This window comes from Streptomyces sp. NPDC060002 (assembly GCF_042737245.1).
Classification (GTDB): domain Bacteria; phylum Actinomycetota; class Actinomycetes; order Streptomycetales; family Streptomycetaceae; genus Streptomyces.
In genome coordinates this window covers 16279-30085 of the sequence record NZ_JBHWUW010000041.1, presented here as the reverse complement: position 1 = coordinate 30085, position 13807 = coordinate 16279, and the positions used below count along the sequence as shown (strand labels likewise).

General features: G+C 69.1%; 14 protein-coding genes and 1 pseudogene. 7 read left to right on the top strand and 8 right to left on the bottom strand.

What is annotated here, in order from left to right; genetic code table 11:
• Positions 1 to 171: 171 nt before the first annotated feature.
• The gene (locus ACFWBD_RS29420) at positions 172 to 1008 is read right to left on the bottom strand and encodes a 5,10-methylenetetrahydrofolate reductase (protein ID WP_385673115.1); all 837 of its coding nucleotides are present in this window, start codon (positions 1006 to 1008) and stop codon (positions 172 to 174) included.
• A 3-nt stretch (positions 1009 to 1011) separates the two neighbouring features.
• The gene (gene betA / locus ACFWBD_RS29415) at positions 1012 to 2682 is read right to left on the bottom strand and encodes a choline dehydrogenase (RefSeq protein WP_385673112.1); all 1671 of its coding nucleotides are present in this window, start codon (positions 2680 to 2682) and stop codon (positions 1012 to 1014) included.
• A gap of 202 nt (positions 2683 to 2884) precedes the next feature.
• On the opposite strand from betA, the gene ACFWBD_RS29410 reads away from it, so the two are divergent.
• Complete coding sequence (locus ACFWBD_RS29410) at positions 2885 to 3631, top strand: IclR family transcriptional regulator (protein WP_351765299.1); 747 nt, start codon at positions 2885 to 2887, stop codon at positions 3629 to 3631.
• 9 nt (positions 3632 to 3640) lie between these two features.
• On the opposite strand, the gene ACFWBD_RS29405 is transcribed toward ACFWBD_RS29410, so the two are convergent.
• From ACFWBD_RS29405 to ACFWBD_RS29395, 3 genes are all read right to left on the bottom strand, one after another.
• Entirely contained in the window at positions 3641 to 4771 is a 1131-nt protein-coding gene (locus ACFWBD_RS29405; protein ID WP_385673109.1) for an aromatic ring-hydroxylating dioxygenase subunit alpha, read from the bottom strand.
• 130 nt (positions 4772 to 4901) lie between these two features.
• Entirely contained in the window at positions 4902 to 6065 is a 1164-nt protein-coding gene (locus ACFWBD_RS29400; RefSeq protein ID WP_385673106.1) for an NAD(P)/FAD-dependent oxidoreductase, read from the bottom strand.
• Complete coding sequence (locus tag ACFWBD_RS29395; protein WP_385673103.1) at positions 6062 to 6424, bottom strand: bifunctional 3-phenylpropionate/cinnamic acid dioxygenase ferredoxin subunit; 363 nt, start codon at positions 6422 to 6424, stop codon at positions 6062 to 6064. Before ACFWBD_RS29395 ends, ACFWBD_RS29400 begins: the two co-directional genes overlap by 4 nt.
• Before the next feature lie 488 nt (positions 6425 to 6912).
• Between ACFWBD_RS29395 and ACFWBD_RS29390 the strand changes: the two genes are divergently transcribed.
• Genes ACFWBD_RS29390 through ACFWBD_RS29380 form a run of 3 tightly spaced genes read left to right on the top strand, consistent with a single transcriptional unit; the run spans position 6913 to position 9948 of the window.
• Positions 6913 to 8034, top strand: coding sequence for a tyrosine-type recombinase/integrase (locus ACFWBD_RS29390; RefSeq protein ID WP_385673100.1), 1122 nt, complete (start codon positions 6913 to 6915; stop codon positions 8032 to 8034).
• Positions 8034 to 8363: a helix-turn-helix domain-containing protein gene (locus tag ACFWBD_RS29385; RefSeq protein WP_385673097.1), complete on the top strand. Its 330-nt coding sequence runs from the start codon at positions 8034 to 8036 to the stop codon at positions 8361 to 8363. The genes ACFWBD_RS29390 and ACFWBD_RS29385 overlap by 1 nt, the downstream gene beginning before the upstream one ends.
• Positions 8364 to 8373: 10 nt before the next feature.
• Complete coding sequence (locus ACFWBD_RS29380; RefSeq protein ID WP_385673094.1) at positions 8374 to 9948, top strand: hypothetical protein; 1575 nt, start codon at positions 8374 to 8376, stop codon at positions 9946 to 9948.
• A gap of 53 nt (positions 9949 to 10001) precedes the next feature.
• Here ACFWBD_RS29380 and ACFWBD_RS29375 read toward each other — a convergent pair whose 3' ends face one another.
• Complete coding sequence (locus tag ACFWBD_RS29375; protein ID WP_385673091.1) at positions 10002 to 10526, bottom strand: hypothetical protein; 525 nt, start codon at positions 10524 to 10526, stop codon at positions 10002 to 10004.
• 427 nt (positions 10527 to 10953) lie between these two features.
• On the opposite strand from ACFWBD_RS29375, the gene ACFWBD_RS29370 reads away from it, so the two are divergent.
• The 3 genes and pseudogenes from ACFWBD_RS29370 to ACFWBD_RS29360 all read left to right on the top strand — a co-directional run bounded on the left by ACFWBD_RS29370 (position 10954) and on the right by ACFWBD_RS29360 (position 13089).
• Complete coding sequence (locus ACFWBD_RS29370; RefSeq protein ID WP_385673088.1) at positions 10954 to 12030, top strand: tyrosine-type recombinase/integrase; 1077 nt, start codon at positions 10954 to 10956, stop codon at positions 12028 to 12030.
• Positions 12027 to 12343: pseudogene (locus ACFWBD_RS29365) on the top strand (helix-turn-helix domain-containing protein). Before ACFWBD_RS29370 ends, ACFWBD_RS29365 begins: the two are co-directional and overlap by 4 nt.
• Positions 12340 to 13089, top strand: a complete 750-nt coding sequence (locus tag ACFWBD_RS29360; protein WP_385673085.1) for a hypothetical protein — start codon at positions 12340 to 12342, stop codon at positions 13087 to 13089. The pseudogene ACFWBD_RS29365 and the gene ACFWBD_RS29360 overlap by 4 nt, the downstream one beginning before the upstream one ends.
• Positions 13090 to 13266: 177 nt before the next feature.
• Here ACFWBD_RS29360 and ACFWBD_RS29355 read toward each other — a convergent pair whose 3' ends face one another.
• Positions 13267 to 13404, bottom strand: a complete 138-nt coding sequence (locus tag ACFWBD_RS29355) for a hypothetical protein (protein WP_385673082.1) — start codon at positions 13402 to 13404, stop codon at positions 13267 to 13269.
• Positions 13401 to 13775, bottom strand: a complete 375-nt coding sequence (locus tag ACFWBD_RS29350) for a winged helix-turn-helix transcriptional regulator (protein WP_385279226.1) — start codon at positions 13773 to 13775, stop codon at positions 13401 to 13403. The genes ACFWBD_RS29355 and ACFWBD_RS29350 overlap by 4 nt, the downstream gene beginning before the upstream one ends.
• Positions 13776 to 13807: the final 32 nt, after the last annotated feature.

Genomic DNA, 13807 nt, shown 5'->3' with positions numbered 1-13807 from the left:
GGCCCCCGCCACCCCCCGGGGGTCCTCCCCTCCCGGGTCCCCCCCCGGGGGGGGGGGGGCCGTAACCCCCCCCCCGCCCCCCCTTCTCTCCCTACACGCATTCCGTAGCCGCGTTGCGTACACGCACTCCGTATACGAACTCCGTATACGAACCCCCTGCACGAAGGGAGTTCAGCCGTCGAGCCGCTCCCGCGCGGCGCAGCGCCAGCGTTCCGTCTCCGCGATCTGGTTGAACGTGAACAGGTGCAGCCCGGCCACCCCCGCCGACGGCCCGGTGAGCGTCCTCTCGGTGCGCGCCAGCAGCCTGTCGGGTGAGTACCCACCGGGCGTCGCGAACCGCAGGAACCACGAGGCGTGCCTGGTCAGGAAGCGGGTCGACTCTCCCACGCCGATCTTCGTGGCCATGGACAGCAGCTTCGCCCGTTGCACCGGCCCCGCGACGCCCAGGTGGACGGGCAGGGTGATGTCCCGGCGCCGGATCCGGACGACCCAGTCCCCCAGCACCCGCGGGTCGAAGCAGAGGTTGCTCACGATGTACGTGGCGTGCTCGCGCTTGTCCCACATGGCCTGAACGGTGATGTCGTCGTGGATGAGCGGATGGCTCTCGGGATAGCCGGCGATGCCGACATGCGCGAAGGGCCTGCCCAGCTCGCTGAGCCTGCGCAGCACCGGCAGCGCCCCGTCGTAGGCCCCGGCCGGCGGGTCGGCGTCGCCCGCCGGCACGAAGACGTCGTCCACACCCGCCTCGCGCAGCCGCGCGGCGACCTCCTTCAGGTGCACCTCGTCCCGCAGCAGCCGCGCGGGCACATGCGGGACGGCGCGGTAGCCGTGCGCCGCGAGCCGGGTGGCGAGGTCGAGCGTCGGTTCCAGGCCCTTGACCGGCGACGCCGTCACGGTGACGACGACCTCGCGCGGGACATGGGCGAGGACCTTGTCCTCGGTCGCCTTCGCGGGCAGCACCTCGTAGCGGACGCTGTCCAGCAGCGCCCTCAGCCCTGAGCCGGCCAACGTCTACCCGGCCTGCTGCCGGTCGTCACGGTGACGGTAGTACACGGCCTTCGACGGCGCCTGCGGCTCCTTGCCGAGGATCAGGTCGGCGGCCTTCTCGGCGATCATCATCACCGGCGCGTAGATGTTGCCGTTGGTGACGTACGGCATCACCGAGGCGTCCACCACGCGCAGCCCCTCCAAGCCGTGCACCCGCATGCTGGCGGGGTCGACGACGGACATCTCGTCGGTGCCCATCTTGCAGGTGCAGGACGGGTGCAGGGCGGTCTCGCCCTCCTTGGCGACCCAGGCGAGGATCTCCTCGTCCGACGCCACCTTCGGGCCGGGCGAGACCTCCCCGTCGTTGTAGGGGGCCATCGCGGGCTGGTTGAGGAGCTCGCGGGCCACCCGGATCGCCTCGACCCACTCGCGGCGGTCCTGCTCGGTGGAGAGGTAGTTGAAGCGCAGCGCCGGGTGCTCGCGCGGGTCCCTGCTCTTGATCTTCACCGAGCCGATGGCGTCGGAGTACATGGGGCCCACGTGCACCTGGTAGCCATGGCCGCCGGCCGGCGAGGAGCCGTCGTAGCGGACCGCGATCGGCAGGAAGTGGAACATCAGGTTGGGGTAGTCCACGTCCTCGTTGCTGCGGGCGAAGCCGCCGGCCTCGAAGTGGTTGGTCGCGGCGGGCCCCTTGCGGAAGAGCCACTGGAGCCCGATGAAGGGCGCGCGCCACTTCGCCATGTACGGCTGCATGGAGACCGGTTGCTTGCAGGCGTACTGGACGTAGACCTCCAGGTGGTCCTGCATGTTCTCGCCGACGCCCGGAAGGTCGTGGACGACGTCGACGCCGAGGGCGCTCAGCTCCTGCGCGTTGCCGACGCCGGAGAGCTGGAGCAGCTGCGGGGAGTTGATGGCGCCGCCGCACAGGATGACCTCCGCGGCACGGACCTGCTGGGGCGCGCCCTTGCCGCGCCGGTACTCGACGCCGACGGCCCGCTTGCCCTCGAAGAGCACCCGCGTGACGAGGGCGCGGGTCCTGACCGTGAGGTTGGGCCGCTTCCTGACCGGCTTGAGGTACGCCTTCGAGGCCGACAGCCGACGTCCGCGGTGGACGTTGCGGTCGAACTCGGCGAAGCCCTCCTGGCGGAAGCCGTTGACGTCGTCGGTGGGTGCGTAGCCCGCTTCCCGGGTGGCTTCGAGGAAGGCGCCGAAGAGCGGGTTGGTCGCGGGACCGCGTTCGAGGACGAGGGGGCCGTCGTGACCGCGGAACTCGTCGTCCGGGCCGGCGGCGAGGCAGTTCTCCATGCGCCGGAAGTACGGCAGACAGTGCGCGTAGTCCCAGCTCTCCATCCCCGGGTCGGCCGCCCAGCGTTCGTAGTCCATCGGGTTGCCGCGCTGGAAGATCATGCCGTTGATGCTGCTGGAACCGCCCAGCACCTTGCCCCGCGCGTGGTAGACGCGCCGGCCCCCCATGTGGGGCTCGGGCTCGGACTCGTACTTCCAGTCGTAGAACCGGCTGCCGATCGGGTAGGTCAACGCCGCGGGCATGTGGATGAAGACATCCCACGGGTAGTCGGAACGACCGGCCTCCAGCACCAGCACCCGGTTCGCCGGGTCCGCGGAGAGTCTGTTCGCCAGTGCGCTGCCGGCCGATCCGCCGCCGACGATGACGAAGTCGTATTGCAGGGGAGCCATGGTGCCTCGTCTCGCTCGCGCCGTAGATACGCGAGGCATGCTAATGGAGGTAGCGTCATGCGCACCAGGTTGCGAACGGCGCAACTTGCAAGGTCTTTGTTTCGGCTTCGTTGCTTGCGGTCGTGTTGTTTACTGCGCGTATAGTTGTGTCGTGAGCAACCACAGCCAAGACACCGAAACGACAGGTTCGCAGGCCGGCGGAGTGCAGTCGGTCGACCGCGCCATCAGCGTCCTCGAGATTCTCGCGCAACGCGGCGAGGCGGGCGTCAGTGAGGTGGCCGCCGAGATCGATGTTCACAAGTCCACCGCGTTTCGTCTGCTCGGCGCCCTGGAGACGCGCGGCCTGGTGGAGCAGGCGGGCGAGCGCGGCAAATACCGTCTCGGCTTCGGCATCGTGCGCCTGGCCGGTGCGGTCACCGGGCGTATCGACATCACCCAGCAGGGCCGTCCCGTCTGCGAGCGTCTCGCCGAGGAGATCGGCGAGACGGTCAACATCGCGGTCATGCAGGAGCACTACGCGATCAACCTCTACGAGGTGCGCGGCCCCGGCGCTGTCACCGCGCACAACTGGGTCGGCGAGCTGACCCCGTTGCACGCCACCTCCAGCGGCAAGATCCTGCTGGCCCACCTCCCCGCCAAGGAGCGCGCCACGCTGCTGGCCGAGGCCGGGCTGAAGAAGGTCACCCCGCACACCATCACCGCCAAGACCAAGATCGAGAAGAACCTCGCCGAGGCCCGGGAGCGTGGCTACGCCTGGACCCTGGAGGAACTGGAGGTCGGCCTGCACGCCATGGCCGCACCGGTCCGCAACCGTGACGGAGAGGTCATCGCCGCGCTGAGCGCCTCGGGGCCCGCGTACCGCTTCACCGAGGAGCGCCTGCACGAGCTCTCCCCGGTGCTGCTCAAGGGCGCCCAGGAGATCAGTCACCGGATGGGCTACCTGGGCTGACCCGCCCGGCTACCGCGGGCCGCCGCCGAGGCGCTCGTTCACCCAGTCGTGGAAGGCGCCGATGTGGTGCTCGCTCGGCACCAGCACCCCGCCCTCGGCGTACATGCGGGAGCTCATCCCTGGCTGTGTGCGCTCGCACGCGTCGAAGTCCTGCCGGTTGACCCGGTCGAAGAGTTCCACGGACCGGCTGACGTCCTTGCCGCTCTCGACGACGTGCGGGAGGTAGAGCCAGTCGCACTCGACGATCGTGCGGTCGACGGCCACCGGGTACATCCGGTGGAAGATCACATGGTCGGGGACCAGGTTGACGAAGACCTGCGGCCTGACGGTGATCGCGTAGTAGCGGCGGTCCTGGTCCTCCGCCACCCCTGGGATGCGGTCCAGCCCCTCGGAGCCGTCGACCGTGAACCCCTGGACCTCCTCGCCGAACTCGGCGCCGTGGCCGACGTAGTACTGCGCGGCGTATCCGTCGGCGAACTCGGGGAGCACCTCGGTGAGTTCGGGGTGGATGGTGGCGCAGTGGTAGCACTCCATGAAGTTCTCGATGATGAGCTTCCAGTTCGCCTTCACGTCGTAGACGATGCGCCTGCCGACCGAGAGGTTGTCGATGTCGTAACGCTCGATCGACTCCACGTCGCCGAGGCGGGCGACGACGTCGCCGATCACGGCCTCCTCGAAGGACGGCGGGTCCTCCGCGAGGCACACCCAGACATAGCCGAGCCATTCACGGACGGCCACGGGGACCAGGCCGTACTCGGTGCGCCCGACGTCGGGCATCTTGGTGAGGTTGGGCGCCGCGACGAGCCTCCCGTTCAGGTCGTAGGTCCAGGCGTGGTACGGGCACTGGAAGGCCCGCTTGACCTCACCGGTCTCCTCGGTGCAGAGCTTGGCTCCGCGATGCCGGCACACATTGAAGTAGGCGCGAACGGCGTTGTCCCGCGCGCGGGTGACGAGGATGCTCTCGCGGCCCACGTCGACGGTCCGGAACGCGCCGGGCTTGGCCAGCTCCGAGGCGCGCGCGACGCAGAACCACATGGTCTCGAATATGCGTTTTTGCTCCTGGGCGAAGATCACCGGATCCGTGTAGGAGGAGCCGGGGAGGGTGGCGATCAGGCTGTCCGGCAGACCGGTCGGGGTCACAGGGCACTCCTCGGGAAACGTCGTGGAGGGGACATTCACGCGCCGGGAAGAGCGACTCCGGACGGCGTTGTGTATGAAGCAACGCTGCGTGCCATATGCAACCGCAGCATGGAATGCCACAGGGACGGTGTCAAGACGTCGCGGCGGCGAGCTGCTTGCGCCAGCGCATGAACGGCCGCGGCTGGTTCATGCCGAGCACCGCGACCGGATCTCCGCCGCGCCGGTAGACGGCCAGGACGTTGCGGTCGTCCACGGCGCCTTCCTCGACGGTCACACTGTCGGCGCCGGCCGCGTGACCGGCGAACTGGATCCTGACGCCGTACTGGTCGGACCAGAAGTACGGCGGCCGGGGCACACCCGGTTGCACCGCGCCCCCCGCCAGCAGCGTGGCGACGGCGGCGTCCGGGCGCTCCCGCGCACCTGTCCAGTGCTCGACGCGGCGGTGGGCGCCGGCACGGGGGTCGTACCAGCTGGCGCAGTCGCCGACCGCGACCACCCCGGCCAGGCCGGTGCGGCCGTCGGCGCCGCACTTGACGCCGTTGTCGAGCTCGACGCCGGATCCCTCCAGCCACTCCACGCACGGGCGGGCGCCCACACCGACGACGACGATGTCGGCCGGGACGCTACGGCCGTCCCCGAGCAGAACGGCGTCCACATGCCGCTCTCCGCTCAGCCCCTTGACACCCACTCCGCACAGCAGCCGTACACCGTGGTCCGCGTGCAGGCCGGAGACGATGCCGCCCATGGTCGCGCCGAGCGGCCCGGCCAGTGGCGTCGGGGCCACCTCGACGACCGTCACGTCGAGCCCCAGGGCGTAGGCGGTGGAGGCCACCTCGGCGCCGATGAACCCGCCGCCGATCACGACCAGCCGTCCGCCCCGGGCCAGTTCGTCGCGCAGGGCGCGGGCGTCGTCCAGGGTGCGCAGGACATGCACGCCGGCCAGGCCGTCGGCGCCGGGGAGCCTGCGCGCGGCCGCGCCGGTCGCGATCACGAGGCCGTCGACGCGGACCTCCCGCCCGTCGGCGAGCCGCACGGCACGGTCGGCGCGGTCGAGGCCGGCGGCCCGGGCGCCGAGCAGCCACTCCGCGCCCAGGTCCTCGTCGTGCGTCTCCAGCGCGAGATCCGCCTCGCCGAGGGTGCCGGCCAGGAACTCCTTGGACAGCGGCGGCCGGTCGTACGGACGGTGGAGCTCGTCGCCGATGACGACGAGGCGTCCGTCGTAGCCCTGCTTCCGCAGCGAGCGCGCCGCCGACAGTCCGGCGAGCGAGGCGCCCACCACGGCCACGGTCCTCACGCGGAACCCCCGGCGAGCCGGGACGCGACACAGGGCGGCAGGTTGGGGGCGGCCGTCGACACCCGGACATGGACCATGCCGTCCTCGACGACGACCTCGTGCGTGCGCACCGGGAGCTTGGCCGGCGGGGCGTCGACGGCGCCGGTGCGCAGGTCGAACTTCGAGGCATGCAGCGGGCATTCCACCTCACAGCCCTCCAGCCAGCCGTCGGCGAGCGAGGCGTCCTGGTGGGTGCAGGTGTCGTCGATGGCGAAGAGCTCGCCGTCGTCGGTATGGAACACCGAGACCGGCGGATCGATGTCGAGCCGGAAGGCCTCACCTCGCGGGAGATCCGCGAGACGGCACGCGGGAATCTTCATGACACCTCGGTGCGTATAGCGAAACGGATTGCGGTAAGCGCAACATCAGTCTGAAGTCGACCCGAATCCTTGTCAAGGCATTCACGGGCCGCGCAACTCGGCACGTGGGGTTGCATCTGACGCAATTGAATGCGCCATAGGCAACGTGACATATGGTTGCCCCCACCCCTTCCGGGGACAGGAAGGCGGCCCGCCTCCTCGCCCCGTGACGGGCGGGAAAACGGGCGCGCAGCCCTCTGCCTCGGCGATCTCGCTCTTGATGGCGTGGTTGGCGCTGGCGCCGGAGCACGCCGAGCAGAGGACGAGCACGGTGACGTGCGAGCAGCAGGTCACGTCGGGCGGGTTGCTCCCGTCTGCTGCTTGTGCGACATCCCGTGAGTTCTTCTGAGCCTCGCTGAGTCTCTGACCCTGTGGCCAGGGGGTCTTTCCTCCTTCGAGTGCTCTGTGGTCGCGTGACGTAACTTCGGGATTCTTGAAGCGTTCTCACCGTGTCCGACCGATCCGCAGTCGGGCCGAAGGTGAGGGGGCTGGGGTTGGGGGCGCTGGCAGTTGTACGGGACCTGCGCGAGCACTGGGCGCCTGCGTCGGCGGAGGAACTAGAGCGATTCGAGACCGACGCGCTGTCCGGGTTTGTCCTCGCACGCGCCTCGGCGGGACTGGCGGACGACACGATCCGCGGGGATGTCGGACACCTGGACCAGATCAGAACCTGGTTCGGCCGACCGCTGTGGGATATGGAGCCGGCCGACGCTGACGCGTACTTCGGGAGGGTGCTGCGTGGCTCGCCGAGCGGCACCCGGCTGGCCCGGTCCCAGGCGCTGAGCACGTACTTCATGTTCCTGGAGCTGCGGCACAAGGTCGAACTGCACCGGATGACCGGCCGGGTCATCGAGTGCCCGATCGACGAGATGAACAAGCCGCGCGGCGCGAAGGACGCCCAACTGCGGATTCCACCGAGCGAGCCGGAGGTCGGGGCGCTCTTCACCGGCTGGGGCGGTGAGCTGGCCACCTGCCGCAAGTTCGCCCCTACCGCCAGGAACTACACCGCCTCGAAGCTGTTGTCCCAGGTCGGCCTGCGAGTGAGCGAGGCATGCGGGCTCGACCTGGATGACATCAAGTGGGACCTGGGCCGCTTCGGCAAGCTCCACGTCCGCCACGGCAAAGGCGCCCGCGGATCGGGCCCACGCGAACGGATGGTCCCGCTGATCAACGGCGCCGACCGAACCCTTCGGTGGTTCATCGAGGATGTCTGGGGTCAGTTCGACGACGACCACACCCGCCCCGGCACCCCGCTGTTTCCCTCCGAGCGCAAAAACGCCGACGGTTCCTCACGTCGGGTGGGCGACGATGCCCTGCGCAATGGGCTCAAGGACGCGGCCAAAGTGCACCTGCCCGGGTGGGGCGAGAAGCTGACACCGCACGTCCTGCGACATTTCTGCGCATCCCAACTCTACGGAAGCGGACTGGACTTGCTCGCAATCCAGGAGGTTTTGGGACACTCGTGGATCGCCACCACGATGCGATACATCCACGTCCAGCAGACCCGGGTCGAGGACGCCTGGGTCGCCGGGATGGAACGGGCCGCGAAGCGGCTGGAAGGACTGGTCTGATGAGGTGGAACCTGCGGCTGACCGCCGCGAACAAAGGGGTTTGGAAGGCTTCCGAGCTCCAGCGGAACCTGGCCGAGCACGGCTTGGTGATCTCGGCAGGGAAGATGTCGGGCCTGTGGTCCGGGCAGCCCGTCTCGCTCAAGCTGGAGGACCTGGACGTCATCTGCGTCGTCCTCGGCTGCGAGATCAGCGACCTTCTGATCCCCGAGCCGGAAAAGGTCGGCCGCCCGGAGCAGGCGGAGACGGAACGAGCGGCAGTCGGCGCGGGGACTGCCCCACCGGCAGTGATCCCCAAGCGCCGGGATGGCCGATCCCTCCCGCCGGCCTGACGCCGCCACGGTGAGCAAGATCCGCGACAACAAGCCTGCGGCCTCCTGCGTGGGCTGCTTCGCCTGGGGGCAGCTGCCCGGCCGGTTCTGCCGGGCCTGCTACACCTACGGCCAGCTCAACCCGCCTGGCACATGTACTGTCTGCCGTCGCGAGGTTCCCGTCCACGACGGCCACTGCCGGCTCTGCCGGGCCCAAGCCAGCTGGGCCGTCAAGGCTGCGGGCGTCAACGGCGAGGCCGCCGCACTGGCGATCTTCCTACGGCGGGTGAAGCACCAACAGCTCTTCCTCGCGGGCCTGCAGCGGCCTCGCAATGGCGGACCACCCGTCGGCAAGCAGGGGCGTCGCGTCCTTAAACGGGCACCAGGGCCAGCCCATCTCGTGATGACGGGCTGGATCCAGCCGCCTCTGTTCACCACCACCCGGGACTACCGCGCCTTCGAACGGGAACGGCACGCCGACCTGGCCAACCCGTGGCTGGTCCGGGCCCGGCGGGCAGCGCGCGCTCTGGGTGAGGCGCGCGGGTGGACCCGCTGGGTCGCCAGCGACGTCGACCGGGCCCTGGTCATCGTGCTGTCCGGCCATGCCGAGGGCGAGTCGATCCGCTACACCGAGATCTTCCCGGCCCTGCGACGCCGGGGACTCCCGGTCGGTCGGACCGCCGAAGTCCTCGATCAACTGGGCCTGTTCACCGACGACCGCACGCCAGCGATCGACCGATGGTTGGACCGCAAGCTCGACGCCGTCGCCCCGGGCATCCGCGGCGAGGTCGATTCCTGGGCCCGGACCCTACTCGACGGCGGCCCGCGGTCCGAGCCCCGCGCACGGCAGACCGCCTGGACCTACCTCAATGAGATCCAATCGGTTCTGTTGGAGTGGTCCAGCCACTACGACCATCTGAGGGAGGTCACCCGGGAGGACATCGTCGCCGCCCGGGACGCCGCCAGCGGCAAGCAGCGGGAAAGCCGCGTCGTCGCACTGCGGTCGTTGTTCCGTCACGCGAAGAGGAACGGCCAAATCTTCCGCAACCCCACCCAACGGATCCGTGTCCACCGGCAGGCTGGCGGCGTCGCCCAGCCCCTGGGGCAAGCGGACATCGACCAGGCGGTCGCCAGCGCGACCACCCCGGACATCAAGCTGATCACTGCCCTGGCCGCCGTCCACGCGGCACGGCCGAAGATGATCCGAACGATGCAGTTGGACGACGTGGATCTCGGCAACGGGCGAATCACCGTCGCCGGTCACGTCCGCCCGCTCGACGACCTCACCCGCCAGGCCGTCCTGGACTGGCTCGACCACCGCCGAACCCGCTGGCCGAACACCGCCAACCCACACCTGCTGATCACCCAGAAGACGGCCGTCGAACTCGGGCCGGCGGGCAAGCTCTGGACCACCCGGGCCACCCGCAACCTCACCGCGACCCTGGAGCGACTCCGCGTCGACCGCCAGCTCGAAGAAGCCCTGACCCACGGCGCCGACCCCCTTCACCTCGCCCTCGTTTTCGGCATCGACGAGAAGACCGCCATCCGCTACGCGGACTCCGCACGGGCCTTGCTGGATCAGGCCGCTGAACAGCCATTTCGGTGAAGTCTGTTCGACCGGTACACGCCTTGATGGGGGGACATGCCGTCAGGGCAGAGTCAGCAACCGGGGCCGATCGGCGGAGACGATGTCAGGGCGAGCGCGGCGATCCGCAGCTCGGCCGCCCACGTCCGCTGATCAAGCCCCATCGTGTACTCGATGCAGCACCCGCATTGCGGGATCAGCGAAACGAATGATCGTTCCTCAACGGTTTCGACCTCCGTCTCCCACCAGTCGTCCGTCGCCAGGTCGGCGGGAGTGATCTCCCCGTTGATCAGCCTCGCCGCCAGCCGACGCAGCGCGTGGCGCCTTGCCAGGCCCGGATCAGGCAACTCGAGTCCGGCCTCGGAGAGTGCTTGCTCAAACGCGTCGCGGATATCGCGAGCATCCGCGTTGCGGGGCAATCCGGCGAGCTCGCGCAACGTCGGGGTGTCCAGCCCGACCGCGAGCGCCTCGGCAGCAATCATCGGCAGGTCCTCCGGGCGGATCTCATCAGCCTGATAACGGCACGCCACCTCACCCAGAGACGTGAGGCCGCTCCGCGTTGAGGACTCCGGTTCCGGTGTCGTTCCTGCTGTTCTCATGACTCATACGATGCCAGCACCGTCCCAAGGAGGGTTGCCGAAGGGGCGGTCCGCTCGGTACTCACCCCGCGTGTTCGCCTGAACCCGAAGGCCGCACCAACGAAAACACGACAGCCCATCCTCGGGTTCCCGTGGAAAGACCTTCAGTTTGCGTGAACCCACGGGACTCTCGGCCCTGTTCTCGTAGAGCCACCACCAGGTGGCGTGTAGCGCCGAGTAACCGCCATATCCCTCGTTTCGGGTGAGCAATAGTCGGTGAGTTCCCGGCCCCGTCCACGACCGACCGGCGTTCTTGAGAGTGCCTGTACCAGGACCTGTTACCTCGTCCGGGTGACGGGAGCCGGTGCTGACCCAACCTCGCCCCGAGTACGCAAGCCTCATTGCTGACGGGATTCCTTCAGTCTGGGTGAAGTCGAGGAGGCGTGGGTTGGCTCTGGCCGTCGTACGCGACCTGCGCGAGTACCGGGCCCCGGCGGGCGAGGAGGAACTCGCCCGGTTCGAGACCGATGTACTGGCGGGGTTCGTACGCGCACGGGCGTCGGCCGGGCTGGCCGACAGCACGATCCGCAACGACACCAACCACCTGGACCTGATTCGGGACTGGTTCGGCCGCCCGCTGTGGGACATGGAGCCGGCCGACGCGGACGTGTACTTCGGCAAGGTGCTCCGCGACGCCAAGCCCTCGACCCGGACCGGCCGGGCGGGGGCGCTGGCGGTGTTCTTCCAGTTCCTTGAGCTGCGGCACAAGGTCGAACTGCACAACCTCACCGGCCGTGTGGTCGAGTGCCCGCTGGACGAGATGAACCGGCCGCGGGCCTCGGTGGAACCGCAACTGCGCATCCCGCCCAGCGAGGCGGAGATCGAGGAGCTGTTCGCCGGATGGCGCGAGGAACTCATCTCCTGCCGCAGGTTCGGCCCGGCCGCCCGCAACTACGCGGTCGCCCGGCTGGCATCCGATGTGAGGCTGCGAATCAACGAGGCCCGCATGCTCGACCTGGACGACGTCCGGTGGGAGCTGGGCCGGTTCGGCAAGCTCAACGTCCGCCATGGCAAGGGCTCCCGACGACGGGGACCGAAGCCGCGGCTGGTGCCACTGATCAATGGCGCCGACCGCAACCTGCGGTGGTTCATCGAGGACGTCTGGAGCCACTTCGACGCCGACCACACCCGGCCCGGTGCCCCGCTGTTCCCCTCCGAGCGCAAGGACCGGGACGGCTCCTGCTCCCGAGCGACCGCCGACGTCTACCGCAGGGCGCTGGCCGGCGCCGCCACCCAGCACCTCCCGATCTGGGCCGGGAAACTCACCCCGCACGTGCTGCGGCACTTCTGCGCGTCCCAGCTCTACCTCGCCGGCATGACCCTGTTCGCCATCCGGGAGCTACTCGGACATACCTGGACCGGCACCACGGCCCGGTACATCCACGTCCACGGCACCCATGTCGAAGACGCCTGGGTCGCCGGACAACAGCGCGCCACCGACCGATGGAAAGGACTGGCCCGATGAAGTGGAACCTTCGTCTGGCGGCTGCCAACCGCGGCATTTGGAAGGCCAGCGAACTCCAACGGATGCTCGCCGAACGCGGCGTGGTGATCAGCGCGGGGAAGATGTCGGGCCTGTGGTCCGGCCAGCCGAACACCGTCAAGCTCGACGAGTTGGACGTCATCTGCGTGGTGCTCGGCTGCGGCGTCTCCTGCTGCCCGAGTCGGAGAGGGTGCCGGATTCGACGCCAGCGACCGATGAGCAGACCGTCGCCGTGGGCCAGCCCCGCGCCGTCACCCCGCGTCCTCGCACGGGCAGGTCCCTGCCGCCCCGATGAGCTGCGTGCACTGCGGCAAGCCGCTGCCCGAGGGATCGCGGCGAGACCGGGCCTACTGCGACAACAAGTGTCGGGGCCTGGCCTCCTACTATCGGCGCAAGGCCGGTGTCCCGCCCCCGCCGCGCTGTCAGCATCCTGCCCTGACCTCGGACAATCCCGCGCTCCGGTCGGCCGCGGCCCACGCCCAGCAACTCGGCGAGACCAACGGCTGGTCACCGTCCCTCGTCCTGTGCGCGATGGACGGCCTGACGACCGTGCTGGAGGACCGCCCGCCCGGCGAGCCCGTGAGGGTGACCGACGTCCGTACGCGAATACCGCGGCACGCTTCCAGCTACCGGGTCGCCGAGGTACTCGCTGATCTGGACCTTCTGGACGACGACAGCGCCTTGGCGATCCGCTCCTGGGTCGACCACCGCACCAGCGAACTGCCCGCCGGCTTCGCCAGCGACGTCCGTGCCTGGCTACTGGTCCTGCTCGACGGTGACAGCCGCGCCAGGCCCCGGTCACACACCTGCCTATACGTCTACTTCGGGTGCGTCAGACCCCTGCGGCACCTCCTGCACCAGGGCATCTACCTCGAACGCATCCGCGGCGACCGGGTCCTGCACGAAGCACTGACCGCCGGCGCCGACCCGCTGCACCTCGCCCTGTTCTTCAACCTGTCCCACACCACCGCGAGCCGCTACGCGGCCATCGCCCAGGACTTGCTCGACGATCAGATCGAGCAGGCCGCCGAGAGCGAATGAGTATCCTGCCGATACAGCAGCGATCGTTATCCAGGGTTATCAAGTCTTTCTGCAGGTTGAGTGGGTGGACTGCTGTGAGTCACATGAGGCACGTTGGTTGCTGGTTCAGCCCAGGAGAGGCCGCTTGGCAGGGCGATGCCTCGACGTTCGTCATGGCCTGCGTCGGCACGGGCCGGCTCAGGAGCGGGTGGCGATGGTCGCTTCGGTGCGGATGGTCTCCTCGAAGCGCCCGTCGGGCTTGAAGGCGATCAGTGCTGTCGCGGGTGCGGCGTGAAGGCCGTCGGCGTGTACGTCGGCTCTGTCCGTCGCGGTCACTTCGAGGGCGCCGCGCTCCTGACGTTGTCGATGTTCTCCTCGACCCAGGACCGCAGCAGATGCAGCGGAACGGCTGCGCTCTGGCCGAGGCCGGTTAGGGCGTACTCGACGTGCAGGGGCACCGCAGGATAGATGGTGCGGTCGACGAGCCCTGTGTCCTCCAGGCGTCGCAGCGTCTGGGTGAGCACCTTGGGGCTGACACCCTGCAGGAGTCGCTGCAGGGCGCCGAAACGCTGTGGGCCGTCTTCCAGGGCTCCGATGGCTAGGGCTGACCACTTGTTCGCGAGCAGGTCCAGCATGGCGCGGCAGGGGCACTGGGCCGCGTAGACGTCGTGGTGGGCGTGCTGCCCGGTCTGGCAGTCGGTGGTCACGGGAACACTCCTCAGCAGCATGCTTCCCATTG

What these genes read in the sequence shown, in the direction of transcription:
- betA (WP_385673112.1), bottom strand. Translation starts at nt 2,682, where the DNA reads ATGGCTCCCCTGCAATACGACTTCGTCATCGTCGGCGGCGGATCGGCC.
- ACFWBD_RS29395 (WP_385673103.1), bottom strand. Translation starts at nt 6,424, where the DNA reads ATGAAGATTCCCGCGTGCCGTCTCGCGGATCTCCCGCGAGGTGAGGCC.
- ACFWBD_RS29385 (WP_385673097.1), top strand. Translation starts at nt 8,034, where the DNA reads ATGAGGTGGAACCTGCGGCTGACCGCCGCGAACAAAGGGGTTTGGAAG.
- ACFWBD_RS29375 (WP_385673091.1), bottom strand. Translation starts at nt 10,526, where the DNA reads ATGAGAACAGCAGGAACGACACCGGAACCGGAGTCCTCAACGCGGAGC.
- ACFWBD_RS29360 (WP_385673085.1), top strand. Translation starts at nt 12,340, where the DNA reads ATGAGCTGCGTGCACTGCGGCAAGCCGCTGCCCGAGGGATCGCGGCGA.